General features: G+C 71.3%; 14 protein-coding genes. 9 read left to right on the top strand and 5 right to left on the bottom strand.

Annotation, left to right across the window (positions count from 1 at the left end):
* Positions 1-30: 30 nt before the first annotated feature.
* The 4 genes from ACQF4J_RS35845 to ACQF4J_RS35830 are packed head-to-tail and all read left to right on the top strand — an operon-like array spanning position 31 to position 2,206.
* Positions 31-924, top strand: a complete 894-nt coding sequence (locus ACQF4J_RS35845) for a DMT family transporter (RefSeq protein ID WP_427167660.1) — start codon at positions 31-33, stop codon at positions 922-924.
* A gap of 23 nt (positions 925-947) precedes the next feature.
* Positions 948-1,469, top strand: coding sequence for an NUDIX hydrolase (locus ACQF4J_RS35840; protein ID WP_351803479.1), 522 nt, complete (start codon positions 948-950; stop codon positions 1,467-1,469).
* A gap of 24 nt (positions 1,470-1,493) precedes the next feature.
* Entirely contained in the window at positions 1,494-1,886 is a 393-nt protein-coding gene (locus tag ACQF4J_RS35835; protein WP_351577207.1) for a YidH family protein, read from the top strand.
* Entirely contained in the window at positions 1,883-2,206 is a 324-nt protein-coding gene (locus tag ACQF4J_RS35830) for a DUF202 domain-containing protein (RefSeq protein WP_351577210.1), read from the top strand. Before ACQF4J_RS35835 ends, ACQF4J_RS35830 begins: the two co-directional genes overlap by 4 nt.
* Here the strand turns inward: ACQF4J_RS35830 and ACQF4J_RS35825 are convergent.
* Positions 2,203-3,159 carry an NADP-dependent oxidoreductase gene (locus ACQF4J_RS35825; protein ID WP_351803481.1) on the bottom strand — a complete coding sequence of 319 codons (957 nt, stop codon included), beginning with the start codon at positions 3,157-3,159 and terminating at the stop codon, positions 2,203-2,205. The genes ACQF4J_RS35830 and ACQF4J_RS35825 overlap by 4 nt on opposite strands.
* A gap of 122 nt (positions 3,160-3,281) precedes the next feature.
* Here ACQF4J_RS35825 and ACQF4J_RS35820 point away from each other — a divergent pair, with 122 nt between their 5' ends.
* The 3 genes from ACQF4J_RS35820 (at position 3,282) to ACQF4J_RS35810 (ending at position 6,001) form a co-directional block, all read left to right on the top strand.
* Complete coding sequence (locus ACQF4J_RS35820; protein WP_351577216.1) at positions 3,282-3,578, top strand: hypothetical protein; 297 nt, start codon at positions 3,282-3,284, stop codon at positions 3,576-3,578.
* Between the two features lie 179 nt (positions 3,579-3,757).
* Positions 3,758-4,780 carry a phosphotransferase family protein gene (locus tag ACQF4J_RS35815; protein WP_351577218.1) on the top strand — a complete coding sequence of 341 codons (1,023 nt, stop codon included), beginning with the start codon at positions 3,758-3,760 and terminating at the stop codon, positions 4,778-4,780.
* A gap of 6 nt (positions 4,781-4,786) precedes the next feature.
* Positions 4,787-6,001 (top strand): acyl-CoA dehydrogenase family protein, encoded by a 1,215-nt coding sequence (locus ACQF4J_RS35810; RefSeq protein WP_351577221.1) that lies wholly within the window; start codon positions 4,787-4,789, stop codon positions 5,999-6,001.
* 59 nt (positions 6,002-6,060) lie between these two features.
* Here the strand turns inward: ACQF4J_RS35810 and ACQF4J_RS35805 are convergent, their stop codons facing one another.
* Genes ACQF4J_RS35805 through ACQF4J_RS35795 form a run of 3 tightly spaced genes read right to left on the bottom strand, consistent with a single transcriptional unit; the run spans position 6,061 to position 9,139 of the window.
* Positions 6,061-6,654, bottom strand: coding sequence for a TetR/AcrR family transcriptional regulator (locus tag ACQF4J_RS35805; protein ID WP_351577224.1), 594 nt, complete (start codon positions 6,652-6,654; stop codon positions 6,061-6,063).
* A 47-nt stretch (positions 6,655-6,701) separates the two neighbouring features.
* Positions 6,702-8,369, bottom strand: coding sequence for a class I adenylate-forming enzyme family protein (locus ACQF4J_RS35800; RefSeq protein ID WP_351577227.1), 1,668 nt, complete (start codon positions 8,367-8,369; stop codon positions 6,702-6,704).
* Complete coding sequence (locus tag ACQF4J_RS35795) at positions 8,366-9,139, bottom strand: SDR family oxidoreductase (RefSeq protein WP_351577230.1); 774 nt, start codon at positions 9,137-9,139, stop codon at positions 8,366-8,368. Before ACQF4J_RS35795 ends, ACQF4J_RS35800 begins: the two co-directional genes overlap by 4 nt.
* A 160-nt stretch (positions 9,140-9,299) precedes the next feature.
* Between ACQF4J_RS35795 and ACQF4J_RS35790 the strand changes: the two genes are divergently transcribed.
* Together ACQF4J_RS35790 and ACQF4J_RS35785 are read left to right on the top strand one after the other, a co-directional pair.
* Positions 9,300-10,538: an exo-beta-N-acetylmuramidase NamZ family protein gene (locus ACQF4J_RS35790; RefSeq protein ID WP_351577233.1), complete on the top strand. Its 1,239-nt coding sequence runs from the start codon at positions 9,300-9,302 to the stop codon at positions 10,536-10,538.
* A gap of 81 nt (positions 10,539-10,619) precedes the next feature.
* Positions 10,620-11,936 (top strand): serine-threonine protein kinase, encoded by a 1,317-nt coding sequence (locus ACQF4J_RS35785; protein WP_427167659.1) that lies wholly within the window; start codon positions 10,620-10,622, stop codon positions 11,934-11,936.
* 96 nt (positions 11,937-12,032) lie between these two features.
* Here ACQF4J_RS35785 and ACQF4J_RS35780 read toward each other — a convergent pair whose 3' ends face one another.
* Positions 12,033-14,816, bottom strand: a complete 2,784-nt coding sequence (locus ACQF4J_RS35780; protein ID WP_427167658.1) for a penicillin acylase family protein — start codon at positions 14,814-14,816, stop codon at positions 12,033-12,035.
* Positions 14,817-14,883 lie beyond the last annotated feature (67 nt).

The raw sequence follows: 14,883 nt of genomic DNA, 5'->3' as shown, positions 1-14,883 counted from the left end.
ACCCGGCCCGTCTGACTCGAGGTACGCAGCGTGTCGTTTCTGGTTCTGCTTCTCGCCGTGAGCGCTGCCTGCTGCCTTGGCTTCGGGTTCGTGCTCCAGCAGAACGCGGCCTCGCACGCACCCCTGGGCGACTTCCTCTCGCCCCGGCTGCTCCTCGACCTGATGCGCGTGCCGCGCTGGCTGGGCGGCATCGGCCTGATGGTGGTCGGCATGGTCCTGGGCGCGATCGCCCTCAGCCAGGGCGAGGTCTCCCTGGTCGAGCCCCTGCTGGCCACCAACCTGCTGTTCGCCCTGGCCCTCTCCCGCAGGCAGACCAGGCAGCCGCTGGGCCGCCAGGGCTGGACGGGCCTCGCGCTGCTCGCGGGCGGCGTCACGGCGTTCATCGTCGCCGGCCAGCCGCGCGGCGGCACCGCGGTCGGCGACCCCTTCCGCCACTGGCTGATCATCGGCGTCATGGTGGGCCTCGCCCTCCTGCTGACCACGTACGCCAAGCGCTCCCGCCTCAGCTCCGGCCCGGTCCTGCTCGCCCTCGCCGCCGGTCTCCTCTACGGCGTCCAGGACGCCCTCACCCGGGTCAGCGGGCAGCGCTTCGCCGAGGGCGGCCTGACCGAGCTGTTCACCACCTGGCAGCCGTACGGCGTGGCCGCGCTCGGCGTCACGGGCCTGGTGCTGGTGCAGAGCGCCTTCGAGACGGCGCCGCTGCGCATGTCCCTGCCCGCCCTCACCGCCGCCCAGCCGCTGGCCGGGATCGTCTGCGGCGTGGGCTTCCTCGGCGACCGGCTGCGCACCGACACCGGGGCGCTGGCCTGGGAGGCTGCGGGCCTGGCGGGGATCGTCGTCGGCATCGTGCTGCTCGGCATGCACCCCTGCATGCCGACGGGCGCGGGCAAGCCGGAGCGGATGCGGGACCTGCAGCCGAACTGACGCCGCCCTGCTTGGATGGCGGTATGACGACGACCCCCGCAGACGAGATCCTCGACATCGTCGACGAGAACGACCAGGTCATCGGCCGCTCCCCGCGCGGTGAGGCCTACGCCAAGGGCCTGCGCCACCGCTGCGTCTTCATCCAGGCCCGCGACGCCGAGGGCCGCCTCTTCGTCCACCGCCGCACCCCGACGAAACTGGTCTTCCCCTCCCTCTACGACATGTTCGTCGGCGGCGTGGTCGGCGCGGGCGAGTCCTACGACGAGGCGGCGCTGCGCGAGGCGGAGGAGGAACTGGGCGTGAGCGGCCTGCCGGCCCCGCGCTTCCTGTTCAAGTTCCTCTACGACGACGGCGCCGGCCGGAGCTGGTGGTCGGCCGTGTACGAGGTCCGCTGCGACCTGCCGGTCCGGCCGCAGGCCGAGGAGGTGGCCTGGCACGACTTCCTGCCCGAGGCGGAGGTGGAGCGCCGGCTCCCGGAGTGGGAGTGGGTACCGGACGGCCTGGCGGCGTACGAGCGGCTGAGGGAGCACGGGGCGGCTTCCTGAGGGCTGGCCGATAGAGTCCTCGGCGTGATCGAATTCGCACGGAACGTCCGCCTGTGGTTCGCTCCCGAGGAGATCCGCCGGGAGGGCAGTACGCCCGACTACCGCTTCTCCCTGGCCAATGAGCGCACGTTCCTGGCCTGGCTGCGCACCGCCCTCGCCCTCATCGGCGGCGGCTTCGCGGTGGACCAGTTCCTGCCCGACCTGCGCTGGGCCTGGCGCGTGGGACTGGCCCTGGCACTGCTCGCCGCGGGCGTGCTGTGCTCCCTGCGCGCGGTCAACCACTGGATGCGCTGCGAGCGAGCGATGCGGCGCGGCGAGGACCTGCCGGTGTCGCGGTTCCCGGCGGTGCTCGGTCTCCTCGTCGCCGTCGTGGCGATCGCGATGGTCGTCGTCGTGACCGTCGGGTGGGAGGGATGAACGCCCCGGCGGCCGAGGAACGCGACCCCGGACTCCAGCCGGAGCGCACCCGCCTCGCCTGGCGCCGTACCACCCTGGCGAGCACCGTGGCCGCCGTCCTCTCCGTCAAGAGCGCGCTGCGCGGCGGTGTCTCCGTGACCGGTGCCGTCGTCTGCGCCCTGAGCTGCGCCCTCTGGCTGGGCTTCCTGCTCGTCGCCCACCACCGCATCCGCGCCCTCGCGGCCTCCGCGGGCCCGCCCGTGCTCGCGCGCCGGCACGCCACGGCGGCGGTCCTGTGCACGGTGGCCCTGGCCCTGTGCGGAGCGGCGCTCGTCCTCTAAGGTGTGTCCTCTTCTTCCGGGGCCTGTGGTTCCACGGTCACCACGATCTTTCCCCGGGTGCGGCCCTCCTGGCTGAGCCGGTGCGCCTGCGCCGCCTGCTCCAGCGGGAAGACCGCGTCCACGTGCACGGACACCACGCCCTGCTCCGTCAGCTCGGTCAGCCGCAGCAGGTCCTCGGCGTCCGGGCGCACCCAGCAGTACCGGCCGCCGTAGCCGACGACGTCGCCGTCGGCGATGGACGCCAGCCGTCCCTCCGGGGCCAGCAGGTTCGCCGAAGCCTTCAGGGCCGTGCCGCCGACCGTGTCGAAGACGGCGTCCAGGCCCTCGGGGGCCAGCCCCCGCAGCCGCTCGGCCAGTCCCTCGCCGTAGGCCACGGGCTCACCGCCGAGCGAGCGGACGTAGTCGTGGTTGCGCTCGCTCGCCGTGCCGAGCACCCGGGCGCCGAGGTGCCGGGCGAGCTGGACGGCGATCGAACCGACGCCGCCGGCGGCCGCGTGCACGAGGACGGTGTCGCCGCGCCCGACGCGCAGTGCCTTGTACAGCACCTGGTAGGCGGTGAGCCCGGCCAGCGGCAGCCCGGCCGCCGCCTCCCAGGACAGGTTGCGGGGCTTGCGGGCCAGGGTGCGCACGGGTGCGGCGACGTACTCGGCGAAGGTCCCGCGGGAGAGGAAGTCCTCGCGTACGTAGCCGATGACCTCGTCCCCGGCGGCGAACTCGGTCACGGACACGCCGGGCCGGACCACCACGCCGGAGACGTCCCAGCCGGGGACGACCGGGAAGACCGCCTCCAGCATCCCGTCGAGATGACCCTCGCGGGCCTTCCAGTCGACGGGGTTGACGGCGGCGGCCCGTACCTCGACCAGTACCGCGTCGGGGCCGACCTTCGGGTCGCGCACCTCGCCGTACTCGAGAACGCCGGGTCCGCCGTACCGGCTGTAGCTGATGCCCTTCATGCCACCGACCCTCCGGGGTGCGCGCACGCCACGCAAGCCGGATGCGCGCCCGATGCCCCGATATGCGCCGTTCGCGTGGCAGCCTGTCGGTCGTCACCACCCCGCACCCCGAAGGTGAGCAGATGACCGCCCCCCACCTGGAACACGCCTCCCACAAGCACGCGCACGGTCCCGGCTGCGGGCACACGCCGGTGCGGCACGGGGATCGCGTCGAGTACGCGCACGACGGCCACTTCCATCGCGAGCACGAGGGCCACTGGGACGAGTGCGAGCAGGACGCGCACGTCTCGCACGAGGACCACGACCACCGGCACGGCGACGGCTGCGGGCACGACAGCGTCCTGCACGGTGACCACGTCGACTACCTCCACGACGGCCACCGGCACGCCGCGCACAACGGCCACTGGGACGACCACTGAGCCAGGACCCGCCCGGCTCCCGGCCGATCCGCACCGCCCGACAGCTCCCCGCCGCCCCCGGCCGGGAGCTGTCGGCCGTATGGTGGCCCCGATCACTTCGGCGTTCACCACTGGACGACATACCGACCAGTCGGCATGATAGGTCGGGTCATGTGCACGCGCATCGCAGAGGAGCACCGATGAGCCCCGATCACCCGCCAGGTCTCGATCTCGACCGGCTGCGCGGCCTGCTCGACCGCGAGCGGCCCGGCCTGGTGAACGGCGCCCTGACCGGCCGGCTGATCGAGGGCGGACGGTCGAACCTCACCTACTCGGTCTCGGACGGCACCTCGAAGTGGGTGGTACGGCGTCCCCCGCTCGGCCATGTACTGGCCACCGCGCACGACATGAGGCGCGAGCACCGCGTGATCAGCGCGCTGCACCCGACGAACGTACCGGTCCCCCGGCCGGTGCTGCTGTGCGAGGACGAGGAGGTGCTCGGGGCCCCGTTCTACGTCATGGAGTTCGTCGACGGCACCCCGTACCGCACCGCCGACCAGCTCGCCCCGCTCGGCCCGGAGCGCACCCGGGACGCGGTGCTGTCCCTGGTCGACACCCTCGTCGAACTGCACGCAGTCGACCCGGCCGAGGTGGGCCTCGCGGACTTCGGCCGTCCCGAGGGCTTCCTCGACCGCCAGCTGCGCCGCTGGGGCAAGCAGCTGGACGCCTCCCGCAACCGCGACCTGGCCGGCATCGACGAGCTGCACGCCGAACTCGGCCGCCGGCTGCCGGCCTCGCCCGCACCGACCGTCGTCCACGGCGACTACCGCCTGGACAACGTGCTGATCGACGGGGACGACAGGATCAGGGCGATCCTCGACTGGGAGATGTCGACGCTCGGCGACCCGCTCACCGACCTGGGTCTGCTGGTGATGTACAGCATGCCGCTGGGCATGTCGGACTCCCCCGTCTCCACGACCGCCGAGGCCCTCGGCCACCCGGCCCCGGCCGAACTGATCGAGCGTTACGCGGCCCGTTCCGGCCGGGACGTCTCTGCCGTCTCCTGGTACACGGCGTTCGCCTGGTTCAAGCTCGCCGTGATCCTCGAGGGCATCCACTACCGCTACACGCTGGGCCAGACGGTCGGCCGCGGCTTCGACCGCATCGGGGACCTCGTCCCCGTCTTCATCGAGCACGGCCTGACGACTCTTCAGGAAGGCTGACGGATCATGGACTTCGCGTTCGACGCGCGCACCGAGGAGCTGCGGGCCAAGCTGCTCGCCTTCATGGACGAGTACGTGTATCCGGCCGAGCCGGTGGCCGAGGAGCAGCGGGCCGCGCTGGCCTCGCCCTGGGACACCCCGGCCGTGGTCGAGGAGCTGAAGGCCGAGGCGCGCAGGCAGGGCCTGTGGAACCTCTTCCTGCCCGACGGCGAGTACGGCGCCGGGCTGACCAACCTCCAGTACGCCCCGCTCGCCGAGATCACCGGCCGCTCCCCGCAGCTGGCGCCCACCGCGACGAACTGCGCCGCGCCGGACACCGGGAACATGGAGGTGCTGGCGCAGTTCGGCGACGAGCAGCAGAAGAAGCAGTGGCTGGAGCCGCTGCTGGCCGGCGAGATCCGTTCGGCGTTCGCGATGACCGAGCCCGAGGTGGCCTCCTCCGACGCCACGAACATCACCACGCTGATCGAGCGGGACGGCGACGAGTACGTCATCACCGGCCGCAAGTGGTACATCTCCGGGGCGATGGACCCGCACTGCAAGATCTTCATCGTCATGGGCAAGACGGACCCGGACGGGCCCGACATCCGCCGCCAGCAGTCGATGGTGCTGGTCCCGCGCGACACCCCCGGCGTCACCGTGAAGCGCGCCATGCAGGTCTTCGGCTACGAGGACCACTACCACGGCGGCCACGCCGAGGTGGTCTTCGACCACGCGCGCGTGCCGGTCTCCAACCTGATCGGCGAGGAGGGCGGCGGCTTCGCCATCGCCCAGGCCCGCCTCGGCCCGGGCCGTATCCACCACTGCATGCGGCTGATCGGCATGGCGGAGCGGGCGATCGAGCTGATGTGCCGCCGGGCCGTGTCCCGCACGGCCTTCGGCAAGGCGCTGGCCCAGCAGGGCGTGGTGCAGAACTGGATCGCGGACGCGCGGGTGGCCGTGGAGCAGCTGCGCCTGCTGGTGCTGAAGACGGCCTGGATGATGGACACCGTCGGCAACCGGGGCGCCCACACCGAGATCCAGGCCATCAAGATCGCCACGCCGCGGACGGTCGTCGACATCATCGACCGCGCGATCCAGCTGCACGGCGCGGGCGGTGTGAGCCAGGACTTCCCGCTGGCCGAGCTGTACGCCGCTGCCCGCACCCTGATGCTCGCGGACGGCCCGGACGAGGTGCACCAGCGGTCGCTGGCGAAGCGGGAGCTGAAGAAGTACCTGTGAGACATGAGTGAGGGGCGGCTGCGATCGGCAGCCGCCCCTCACTCGTGCGTCCGGACCCGTCAGGGCCGCAGGGCCCGCAGCAGCAGGTCGGCCAGGTGGTCGGCGACCTCCTGCGGGCTCATCGGGCCGTCGGGGCGGTACCAGGTCGACAGGTGGTGGACGGAGCCGAAGTGGTAGTCCACCACCAGGTCGGCGGGGGTGGCCTTGGAGAAGACGCCCGCCTCCTGCCCCTCCTCCACCAGCGCGCGGAAGCGCTCGTGGTAGCGCCGGCGCTCGGCGCGCACCTGCTTGTTCTTCTCCGGGCTCAGATGGTGCATCGAGCGGAAGAAGATCGACGCGTCGTCGAGGTTCTCGATCGTGGTGACGACGACGTCCGCCGCCGCGCCCCTGAGCCGCTTCTCGATCGGCTCGTCGGCGTTCGCGAAGGCGTCCAGACGCTCCTGCTGCACGCGCAGCACGCGCGCGTACACCTCGTGCAGGAGGTCGTCCTTGGAGCCGAAGTAGTGGTACAGCGCCCCCTTGGTGACGCCGGCCGCCTCGACGATCTCCTGCACGGAGGTGCGGTCGTAGCCCTGCTCGGCGAAGAGCCGGGTGGCGGCGGCCAGCAGCCGCTGCGGGACGGGCGTACCGTCTCCGTCCGTCGTCCTGGGCACTGTGCCGCCACCTGCCTTCCGGGCGTTCCGCCGTGTTCCGGCGTGTTCTATTCGCTTGCCTGCCTGCGGGACCGAAGCTCCCGACGGAGGATCTTCCCACTTGCCGTCTTCGGCAAGTCGGGCAGGATCTCCACCTGCCTCGGGTACTTGTAGGCGGCCAGTCTCTCCTTGCAGTACACCGCGAGTTCATCCGGGTCCGTGTCGGCACCCGGACGCAGGCTGATGTACGCCTTGACGGTCTCCCCGCGGTAGCCGTCCGGCACCCCGACGACGGCCGCCTCGCGCACCGCCGGATGCGTGTACAGGACGTCCTCGACCTCGCGCGGCCACACCTTGAACCCGGAGGCGTTGATCATGTCCTTCTTGCGGTCGACGACGTACAGCCAGCCCTGCTCGTCCATGAAACCGATGTCGCCGGTGCGCAGCTCGCCGTCCGGGAAGGTCTCGGCGGTCGCGTCCGGGCGGCGCCAGTAGCCGGGCACCACCTGCGGCCCGCGTACGAGGATCTCGCCCTGCTCGCCGAACGGTACCTCCTGCCCCTGGTCGTCGACGATGCGCACGACCGTCTCGGGCCCCGGCAGTCCCACGGCCAGCGTCCCGGAGACCGGGTCGACGGGTGCCTCCAGGCCGGGCGGGACGGAGGCACAGGGGGCGGTGCACTCGGTCAGCCCGTAGCCGTTGCGGATGTAGGGCCCGAAGCCGGCCCGGAACTTCTCCACCAGGGCCGGCGGGACCGGCGCGCCGCCGCTGGAGATGTTCACGAAGGAGGAGAAGTGGTCGGGGGTGGCGTCCGGCCGGGCGGCCAGCGCCATGAAGGCGGTGGACGGCCCGACCGTGTAGTGGGGCCGGTGCTCGGCGAAGGCCTCCAGCACCACGCCCGCCTCGAAGCGGTACGTCAGCACCAGCGTGCCGACGCTGTCGAGGCAGGCCCCGAGCTGGCACACCATCCCGGTGATGTGGAACAGCGGGGCGAGGGCGTAGTACACGGGCCCGTCGGGCAGTGCCAGCCCCGTCCGCTGCCGCTCGGCGTTGTACATGATGTTGCCGTGCGTGTTGGTGGCGCCCTTGGGGGTGCCGCTGGTGCCGGAGGTGTAGCTGATCAGCGCGATGTCGGACGGCGTGAGGTCGCGGCCCTCGGGCGCCTCGTACCCGGCGCGGGCCACGGTCGTCAGGTCTGCGGCGTCCGCGCTCTGCGGCAGCCGCTCGAACGACAGCACGCGCGCGTCGCCGCGGGTCTGGAAGTCCAGCTCGCAGGCGGTGAGCACGATCCGCACCGGCGATCCGGCGGCCGTCTCGCGCAGATACGACTCCCAGGCCCGGTCGGCGCAGATCAGCGCCGTCACCTCGCCGTCCCGCAGGACGTGCCCGACCTCCCCCGACTTGTACATCGGGTTGACCGGCACGACGATCGCGCCCGCCTTCCACGCCCCGAGCAGCGCCAGCACGAACAGCGGCGAGTTCTGCAGCAGGATCGCCACCCGGTCCCCGCGCTCCAGACCCCGCGCGGCCAGATGCCCGGCGACCGAGTCGCTGAGCTCGTCGACCTCGGAGTAGCTCAGCCGTCCGTCGAAGTAGGCGAGGAAGTCCCGGTCCGGTGCCTCGTCGACGGCCCGTCGCAGGGCGTGCACCAGCGTGTCGAGGGGCTTCACCGGCGCCCGCTGGGCGTCGTTCAGCAGGGCCACCCAGGGCCTGGCCGCGTAGCGGGACCCGGTCACCGTACGTCCTCCCACTTCTGCTGGACCCGGTTCATGTTCTCCAGCCAGTGCTCGGGGTCGGTGGCCCGCGCCTGGTAGAACTCGGCGACGAAGGGGTGCGGCAGGATGAGGAAACGGTCCTCCTCGATGCCCTTGAACAGGGCGTCCGCGACGTCCGAGGGGTCGATCGCGGTGGACTGCAGCACCAGGTCGCCCGCGCTGCCGCTGGCGGTCAGCATGTCGGTGCGCACGCCCTGCGGGCAGATCGCGTGGACCTTCAGACCCCGGTGGCGGTAGGTCAGCGACAGCCACTCGGCGAAGGCGTAGGCGCCGTGCTTGGTCACGCTGTACGAGGGCGCCCCGATCATGGTGAGCAGCCCGGCGGCGGAGACGGTCGACACGAACCGGCCGCTTCCCCGCTCCAGCCACGCCGGAAGCAGTTCCTGGGCGGCCCGCACATGGGCCATCACATTGACGTCCCAGGAGGTGGCCCAGGACGTCTCGTCGGCCGACAGCCCCTCGGCGCCGTCCTGGAACCCGACACCGGCGTTGGCGCAGTACACGTCGACGGTCCCGCCCAGCGCCTCCCGGGCCGGGGCGACGACGGCGGAGGCGTCGCCGGGGACCGCGATGCCGCCGATCTCCTCGGCGACGGCCCGGGCCCGGTCACCGTCGAGGTCGTTCACGACCACACGGGCCCCTTCGGCGGCGAACCGCCGGGCGAGGGCGGCCCCGATGCCTCCCCCGGCCCCCGTGACGACCACACCAGCACCCTGAACGGCTTCCACCATCAATCTCCTTCGACTGCGGTTCCGGCTGCCGTCAGACTAACCGGTCGGTATGTAAGAGAAAAGGGGTGCCGAAAACGCCCCGGGGCGCGCGGTACCGCGCCACGAGCCGCGCACCGCCCGCGGCTTCCACCCGAACCGCGGGAGCAATACCGTGCCCCTCATGCGCCTCTCCAGACGAGCCCTCCTCGCAGCGACAACGGCAGCAACCTCCCTCACCGCCGCACCCCCGGCCACCGCCTCCGAGCCCCGCCGCGGACTCCGCACCGGCTTCGAACGCCTCGCGGCGGACGGCTACTCCCTCCTGTACGGCCGCCGCGTGGGAATCGTCACCAACCCAACCGGCGTCACCCGAGACGTCCGTCACATCGTCGACGTCATGCACGCCGACCCCCGCGTGGACCTCGTCGCCGTCTTCGGCCCCGAACACGGCTTCCGCGGCACCGCGCAGGCGGGCGGCTCCGAGGGACGCTACGACGACCCCGCCACCGGACTCCCCGTCTACGACACGTACCTGAAGAGCGGCCGGCCGCTCGCCGACGTCTTCACCGCCTCCGGCGTCGACACCGTCGTCTTCGACATCCAGGACGTCGGCGCCCGCTTCTACACGTACATCTGGACCCTCTACGACTGCATGGAGGCGGCCCAACTGGCCGGCAGGCGCTTCGTCGTGCTCGACCGCCCCAACCCGGTGACCGGCCGCTCCGCCCAGGGCCCCGTGCTGCACAAGGAGTTCGCGACCTTCGTCGGGCGGCAGCCGATCTCCCAGGCGCACGGCATGACGGTCGCCGAGCTGGCCCGGCTGTTCAACGGCGAGTTCCTCACCACCCCCGTACCGCTGGAGACCGTCCTGATGACGGGCTGGAGGCGCTCGGACCTCTACGACGCCTCCGGGCTCCCATGGGTGCCGCCGAGCCCCAACATGCCGACACCCGACACGGCGCTCGTGTACTCGGGCACCTGCCTCTTCGAGGGCACGAACCTCTCGGAGGGCCGCGGCACCACCCGCCCCTTCGAACTGCTCGGCGCGGACGGCGTCGACGGCCGCTGGGCCGCGAAGGTGAGCGAACTCGGCCTGCCCGGCGTGCACTTCAGGGAGGCGTACTTCGCGCCCACCTTCTCCAAGTTCCAGGGCAAGACCATCGGCGGCGTGCAGATCCATGTGCACGACCGGGCCGCGTACGACCCCGTCCGCACCGGAATCGCCCTGCTGGTGACCGCCAAGCAGGTCTGGGACGGCTTCGCCTGGCGCTCCGACAACTGGATCGACAAGCTGACGGGCTCCACACAGGTGCGCGCCGCGATCGACGCCGGGGCGAGCACCGAGGACGTAGCGGCCGGCTGGCGGGAGGAACTCGCGGCGTTCCGGCGGATTCGAAAGGAATACCTCCTCTACAAGTGAGTCGCGGCGTATGGCCATTCCCGCCCGATAGCAGGACGATGCGCCCACATCGCACCACTACGGGGGACGAGGGGGCCCGACATGGCACAGTCGGCAACGAGCGTGACGCCCTACTGGGAGCTGACCTTCGACGCGGACGGGGACGTCGACGCGACGGAACGGGACGCGCTGCTCGCCCAGGTCGGCGGGCACGGCGTCCGGGACCTGATCGTCTTCGCGCACGGCTGGAACAGCGACCGCTCGCACGCGACCGCCCTGTGCACCGGGTTCTGCCGTCCCATCCGCGGGCTCGCGCCACAGGCGAAAATCGGGTACGTGGGCGTGATCTGGCCCTCGATGCGCTTCTGCGACGAGCCGATCCCCGACTTCCCCAAGTCGGTCGTGGCCACGGAGGCGGAGGCGAACCCGGCACCCGCGCTCGACAAGGACACCCGGCACGCGCTGCTGGAGACCTTCCCCGGCCGGGCCACCGTCGTGGACCAGATCGCGCGCATGCTGGACCAGCGCCCCGACCACGAACTGGAGGAGTTCGGCAGGCTGGTCCGGCTCCTGGTGGAGGTCGTGCCGGGCGGGCCGCAGCCGTTCTTCGCCGCGGACACGGTCGCGGAGGGCGTACCACAGAGCGAGCCGGCCCTGTTCACCGCGGACACCGCGACGCTGTGCGACGAGTTCGCCCGGGCACTGGCGTCCCTGCGGGCCGACGGCGACACGGAGGCGTTCTCGCTGCCGAATCCCTGGGACGGGGCGAAGGAACTGCTGCGGCAGGCCACGTACTACGCCATGAAGCGGCGCGCGGGAACGGTCGGCGAGCGTGGACTCGGCCCGGTCATCGGCCGGTTGGCGGCCGCGGCGCCGGACGTCCGGGTCCATCTCGTCGGACACAGCTTCGGCGGGCGCCTGGTGTCGTTCGCTCTGCGCGGCCTGCCCGAGGGCGTGCGCGCGGTGAAGTCGGTGACGCTGCTCCAAGGGGCCTTCTCGCACTACGCGTTCGCGGCGCGGCTGCCGGAGGATCCGCGTACCGGCGGGGTGCTGCAGGGACAGCAGAACCGCATCGACGGGCCGCTGGTGTGCTGCTACTCCCGCTTCGACCAGGCGCTCGGCACGCTGTATCCGCTCGCCTCGCGGATGGCGGGCCAGGACAACGCGGTCGCCGGCTTCGACCTGCTGGGGGCGGGAGGCGAGTGGGGGGCCATGGGCCATGACGGAGTGCAGGCGGTGCCGGGCACCCGACGGCTGGACCTGGCCGAGGCGTTGCGCGGGCCGCTGGCCGCCTCCGGGTGCGTGAACGTCGACGCCTCCGCGGTGGTCAGGCGCGGAGGCCCGCCGTGCGGGGCGCACAGCGACATCGTGCATCCGGAACTGGCGCGGGTGGTGCTGGCGGCGGGCCGTATCCGCTGACCCGCCGCCTCTGTGCCATGTCACACGTCACACATCACATGTCACGCGTCACATGTCACATGTGACACACCACCCCGCGCCGTTTCCGTTCCCTCGTCACCGGTGCGACGTGTACTCCACCACCTGCTGGAACGTCGGCCGGTTCTGCCAGCTGATGTTGCCGTGCTTGATGCCGCCCAGGGTGCGCTGGACGATCGAGTCGGCGCACCACTGGTCGCCCGCCGAGCAGAGGCTGTCGCCGGGGTAGACGGTCGACGCGGACGTGCCGGCGGCCGTCTTCAGGGTGCTCATCAGGATGTCCCGGCAGGAGCTGAGGCCGCCGCCGCCGCAGTACTTGTCGGCGAGCGGGCCCTGGACGCTCTCGCCGAGCACCGCCCTGATGTCCTTGTCGACGTAGCTCCACCAGCCGTACTGGAAGGAGCTGCCCGCGTGCGAGCCGGTGGGCCCGTGGGCGGCCGACGGCGACTCGTCGATCGGGAGGTTGTTCGTGATGGCGGTGTACAGGTCGTTGCCGAGACCGGGTTGGAACTCGGCCTTGACCAGCAGCGGCCACCAGGCGTCCAGGATGCGGATCGCGTCGGCGTTGGCGTACTTCTTCGAACCGGCCGAGGTCTCCGTGCGCTTGGCGCCCGCGGACACCCACGCCTGCAGCTTGCTCACCGCGTCGGCGACCGTGGAGTCGGTCACCGTACTGCTGTTGACGACCTTGAGCAGCTTGGGCAGGACGTCCTCGGCGCGCAGGTCGGCGAGGGCGGCGTCGGCCATCGCCTGCACCAGCTTCGTACGGGTCACCCCGCCGGCGGCGACCAGCTTCTTGACCCGGTCCTGCAGCAGGTTGCCGCGGTGCACGGAGCCGTCGCCCCAGGGCGCGGTCGTGTAGTCGAGGGCCTGCTTGTTGTTCCAGGAGATGTAGTAGTCCTGGTCGACGGAGTTGGGGTGCGCCGAAGCGGGCGTGTAGTCGGCGGTGTTGGTGGACGGGTCCCAGTTCTTCCACTCGTAGGCGGCCTGTCCCCACACCGGGAACTCGGCGTCGACGCCGCTCGCGCGCACCGGGTTGTCGCCGCTGTTGTAGTACGCGGTGTGCGAGGAGTCGGCGTAGAACCAGTTGAAGGTGTAGTTGATGTGCTGTGTCGCGCTCTGGAAGTCCTTGGGGCCCTTGACGTAGTCGGGGTCGTTGAGCATCTGGAAGCCGATGATCGAGTCGGCCTCGTGCATGTAGGAGGAGCGCAGGGTGGTGTAGGCGACCTTCTTGCCGCCGACGGTCGCCCGGTACTCGACGGGCCCGTACTTCGTCTTCCACACCCGCATGGTGTACGACCCCGCCGCGGTGCCGTCGGCCGTGGTCGGCTTCCAGGAGTTGGTCTGCTCGACCTTGTCCATGGCGGTGCAGGTGCCGTGGTACAGGTAGTGGTAGTCGTCCTGGCACAGTTCGACGGCGTAGGTGTCGATGATGTCCTGGCCGGAGGTGGTCGCGGACCACGAGTAGTCCTGCCCGCGGCCCAGTTCGACGTACATGCTCAGGCCGGCGAAGGAGGCGCCGCGGGCGCTGATGCCCGGGCCCTGGATCTCCTGCAGCATGAGCAGCTGGGGGGCGAAGTACCCGGTCTGCGGGCCGAAGACCGCGATGGGGTGGCCGCTTGCGGTGTACTTGCCGCTGACGACGAGGGCGTTGGACATGCCGCGCCTGGCGGAGCTGAGCGCGGTCGTGGTCGCCGTCTGGCTGGCGGCGGTGGCGCTCTGGCTCGCGCCGGTGCCGGTGGCGTCGTAGACGAGCGGCTCGGTGGTCACGGAGCCGGTGTCGGGCAGGGCCTCGCCCTGGGCGTCGGCGGGCTTGGTGGCGTAGGGGAAGCTCTCGCCGTTGTGGACGGTGAGGACGGCCTCGGGGTCGTTGCGTTCGCGGAAGGACTCCCAGACCTTGGTGCCCTGCTCCACGCCGTACTTGGACTGGGCGGCGATCAGTGAGATCGCGTTGTTGACCTCGCCGCCGCCGCCGGCGCCGAACAGGGAGCCGATCACCGCGCCGAGCGCCACCAGGTCGGTGATCTTGAAGTGGTCGATGGTGCCGGCGTTGGTGATCGAGTCCTTGTGCCCGGTGAGGACGTACTCGCCGGGGAAGTAGCGGCCCGAGTCGGAGGCGTCGATGTAGGAGTTGATCCCCGCGAGGTAGGCGTTGGCGTCGGCGAGGGCCTGCTGGCCGCGGGCGCCGTTGTGGGCCACGGCGTTGTCGATCTGGGCCTGCAGATCGGCCTCGGAGTAGGGGGCGTTGCGGTAGAACTCCTGCTCCAGGCCCTGGTTCGAGGGCGCGCCGCCCGCGAAGGTGGTCAGCTGGCCGCGGCCCACGTGCCGGAAGACGTCCATGAGCCACAGCCGGTCCTCGGCCGCCGCGTACCCGGCTCCGAACTCGGTGCCGTATCGAGTGGTACCGGTGATGTGCGGTACGCCGGTCTTCTTGTCGCGGACGATCGTCACGTCGCTGCGGCCGGCGGGGCTCTCCGTGGAGGCGACTTGATCCGAAGGCACACCGAACGAGGCGTCGTTGAAGAAGGTGTTGATCTTCGCGTCGGTGAGCCCGGAGTAGCCCGTGGCGAGGTTGGCGTAGGGGCCGAGCTGGTCCTCGGCGTGGCTGGGCTGGGTGCCGAAGGCCTGGTTGAGGAGGATCTGCGCGAGGGTCGCGTTGCCGTTCTCACCGGGCGGCAGGATGTCGGAGCACTGGCCGCCGCAGTAGTCGTTCGAGGCGGTGGCGGCCGTGGCGGTCGCTTGAGTGAGCGGGGACAAAAGGCCGGCAATCAGGACGCATATGGATGCGGACTTCAGGAACCCGGTGGCTCTGCCGGGAGTTCTCAGTCTGTCGAGGGTGGTGCGCACGGTGCGCCGAGGCATGGCGGCTCCTGCCGACGAGGGGTGTGCCGGGACGTTACCGCCGGTATCCCCGAGATTGAAGATGAAC

This window comes from Streptomyces sp. C1-1, assembly GCF_050214755.1.
Taxonomy (GTDB): Bacteria; Actinomycetota; Actinomycetes; order Streptomycetales; family Streptomycetaceae; genus Streptomyces.
Note: the sequence above shows the minus strand (reverse complement) of the source record. Positions and strands in the feature narration are given on the sequence as shown.

Bases quoted from the DNA above. Each gene is read 5' to 3' on its own strand.
- ACQF4J_RS35840 (WP_351803479.1), top strand. From the start codon at position 948: ATGACGACGACCCCCGCAGACGAGATCCTCGACATCGTCGACGAGAAC.
- ACQF4J_RS35830 (WP_351577210.1), top strand. From the start codon at position 1,883: ATGAACGCCCCGGCGGCCGAGGAACGCGACCCCGGACTCCAGCCGGAG.
- ACQF4J_RS35825 (WP_351803481.1), bottom strand. From the start codon at position 3,159: ATGAAGGGCATCAGCTACAGCCGGTACGGCGGACCCGGCGTTCTCGAG.
- ACQF4J_RS35820 (WP_351577216.1), top strand. From the start codon at position 3,282: ATGACCGCCCCCCACCTGGAACACGCCTCCCACAAGCACGCGCACGGT.
- ACQF4J_RS35815 (WP_351577218.1), top strand. From the start codon at position 3,758: ATGAGCCCCGATCACCCGCCAGGTCTCGATCTCGACCGGCTGCGCGGC.
- ACQF4J_RS35810 (WP_351577221.1), top strand. From the start codon at position 4,787: ATGGACTTCGCGTTCGACGCGCGCACCGAGGAGCTGCGGGCCAAGCTG.
- ACQF4J_RS35795 (WP_351577230.1), bottom strand. From the start codon at position 9,139: ATGGTGGAAGCCGTTCAGGGTGCTGGTGTGGTCGTCACGGGGGCCGGG.
- ACQF4J_RS35790 (WP_351577233.1), top strand. From the start codon at position 9,300: ATGCGCCTCTCCAGACGAGCCCTCCTCGCAGCGACAACGGCAGCAACC.
- ACQF4J_RS35785 (WP_427167659.1), top strand. From the start codon at position 10,620: ATGGCACAGTCGGCAACGAGCGTGACGCCCTACTGGGAGCTGACCTTC.
- ACQF4J_RS35780 (WP_427167658.1), bottom strand. From the start codon at position 14,816: ATGCCTCGGCGCACCGTGCGCACCACCCTCGACAGACTGAGAACTCCC.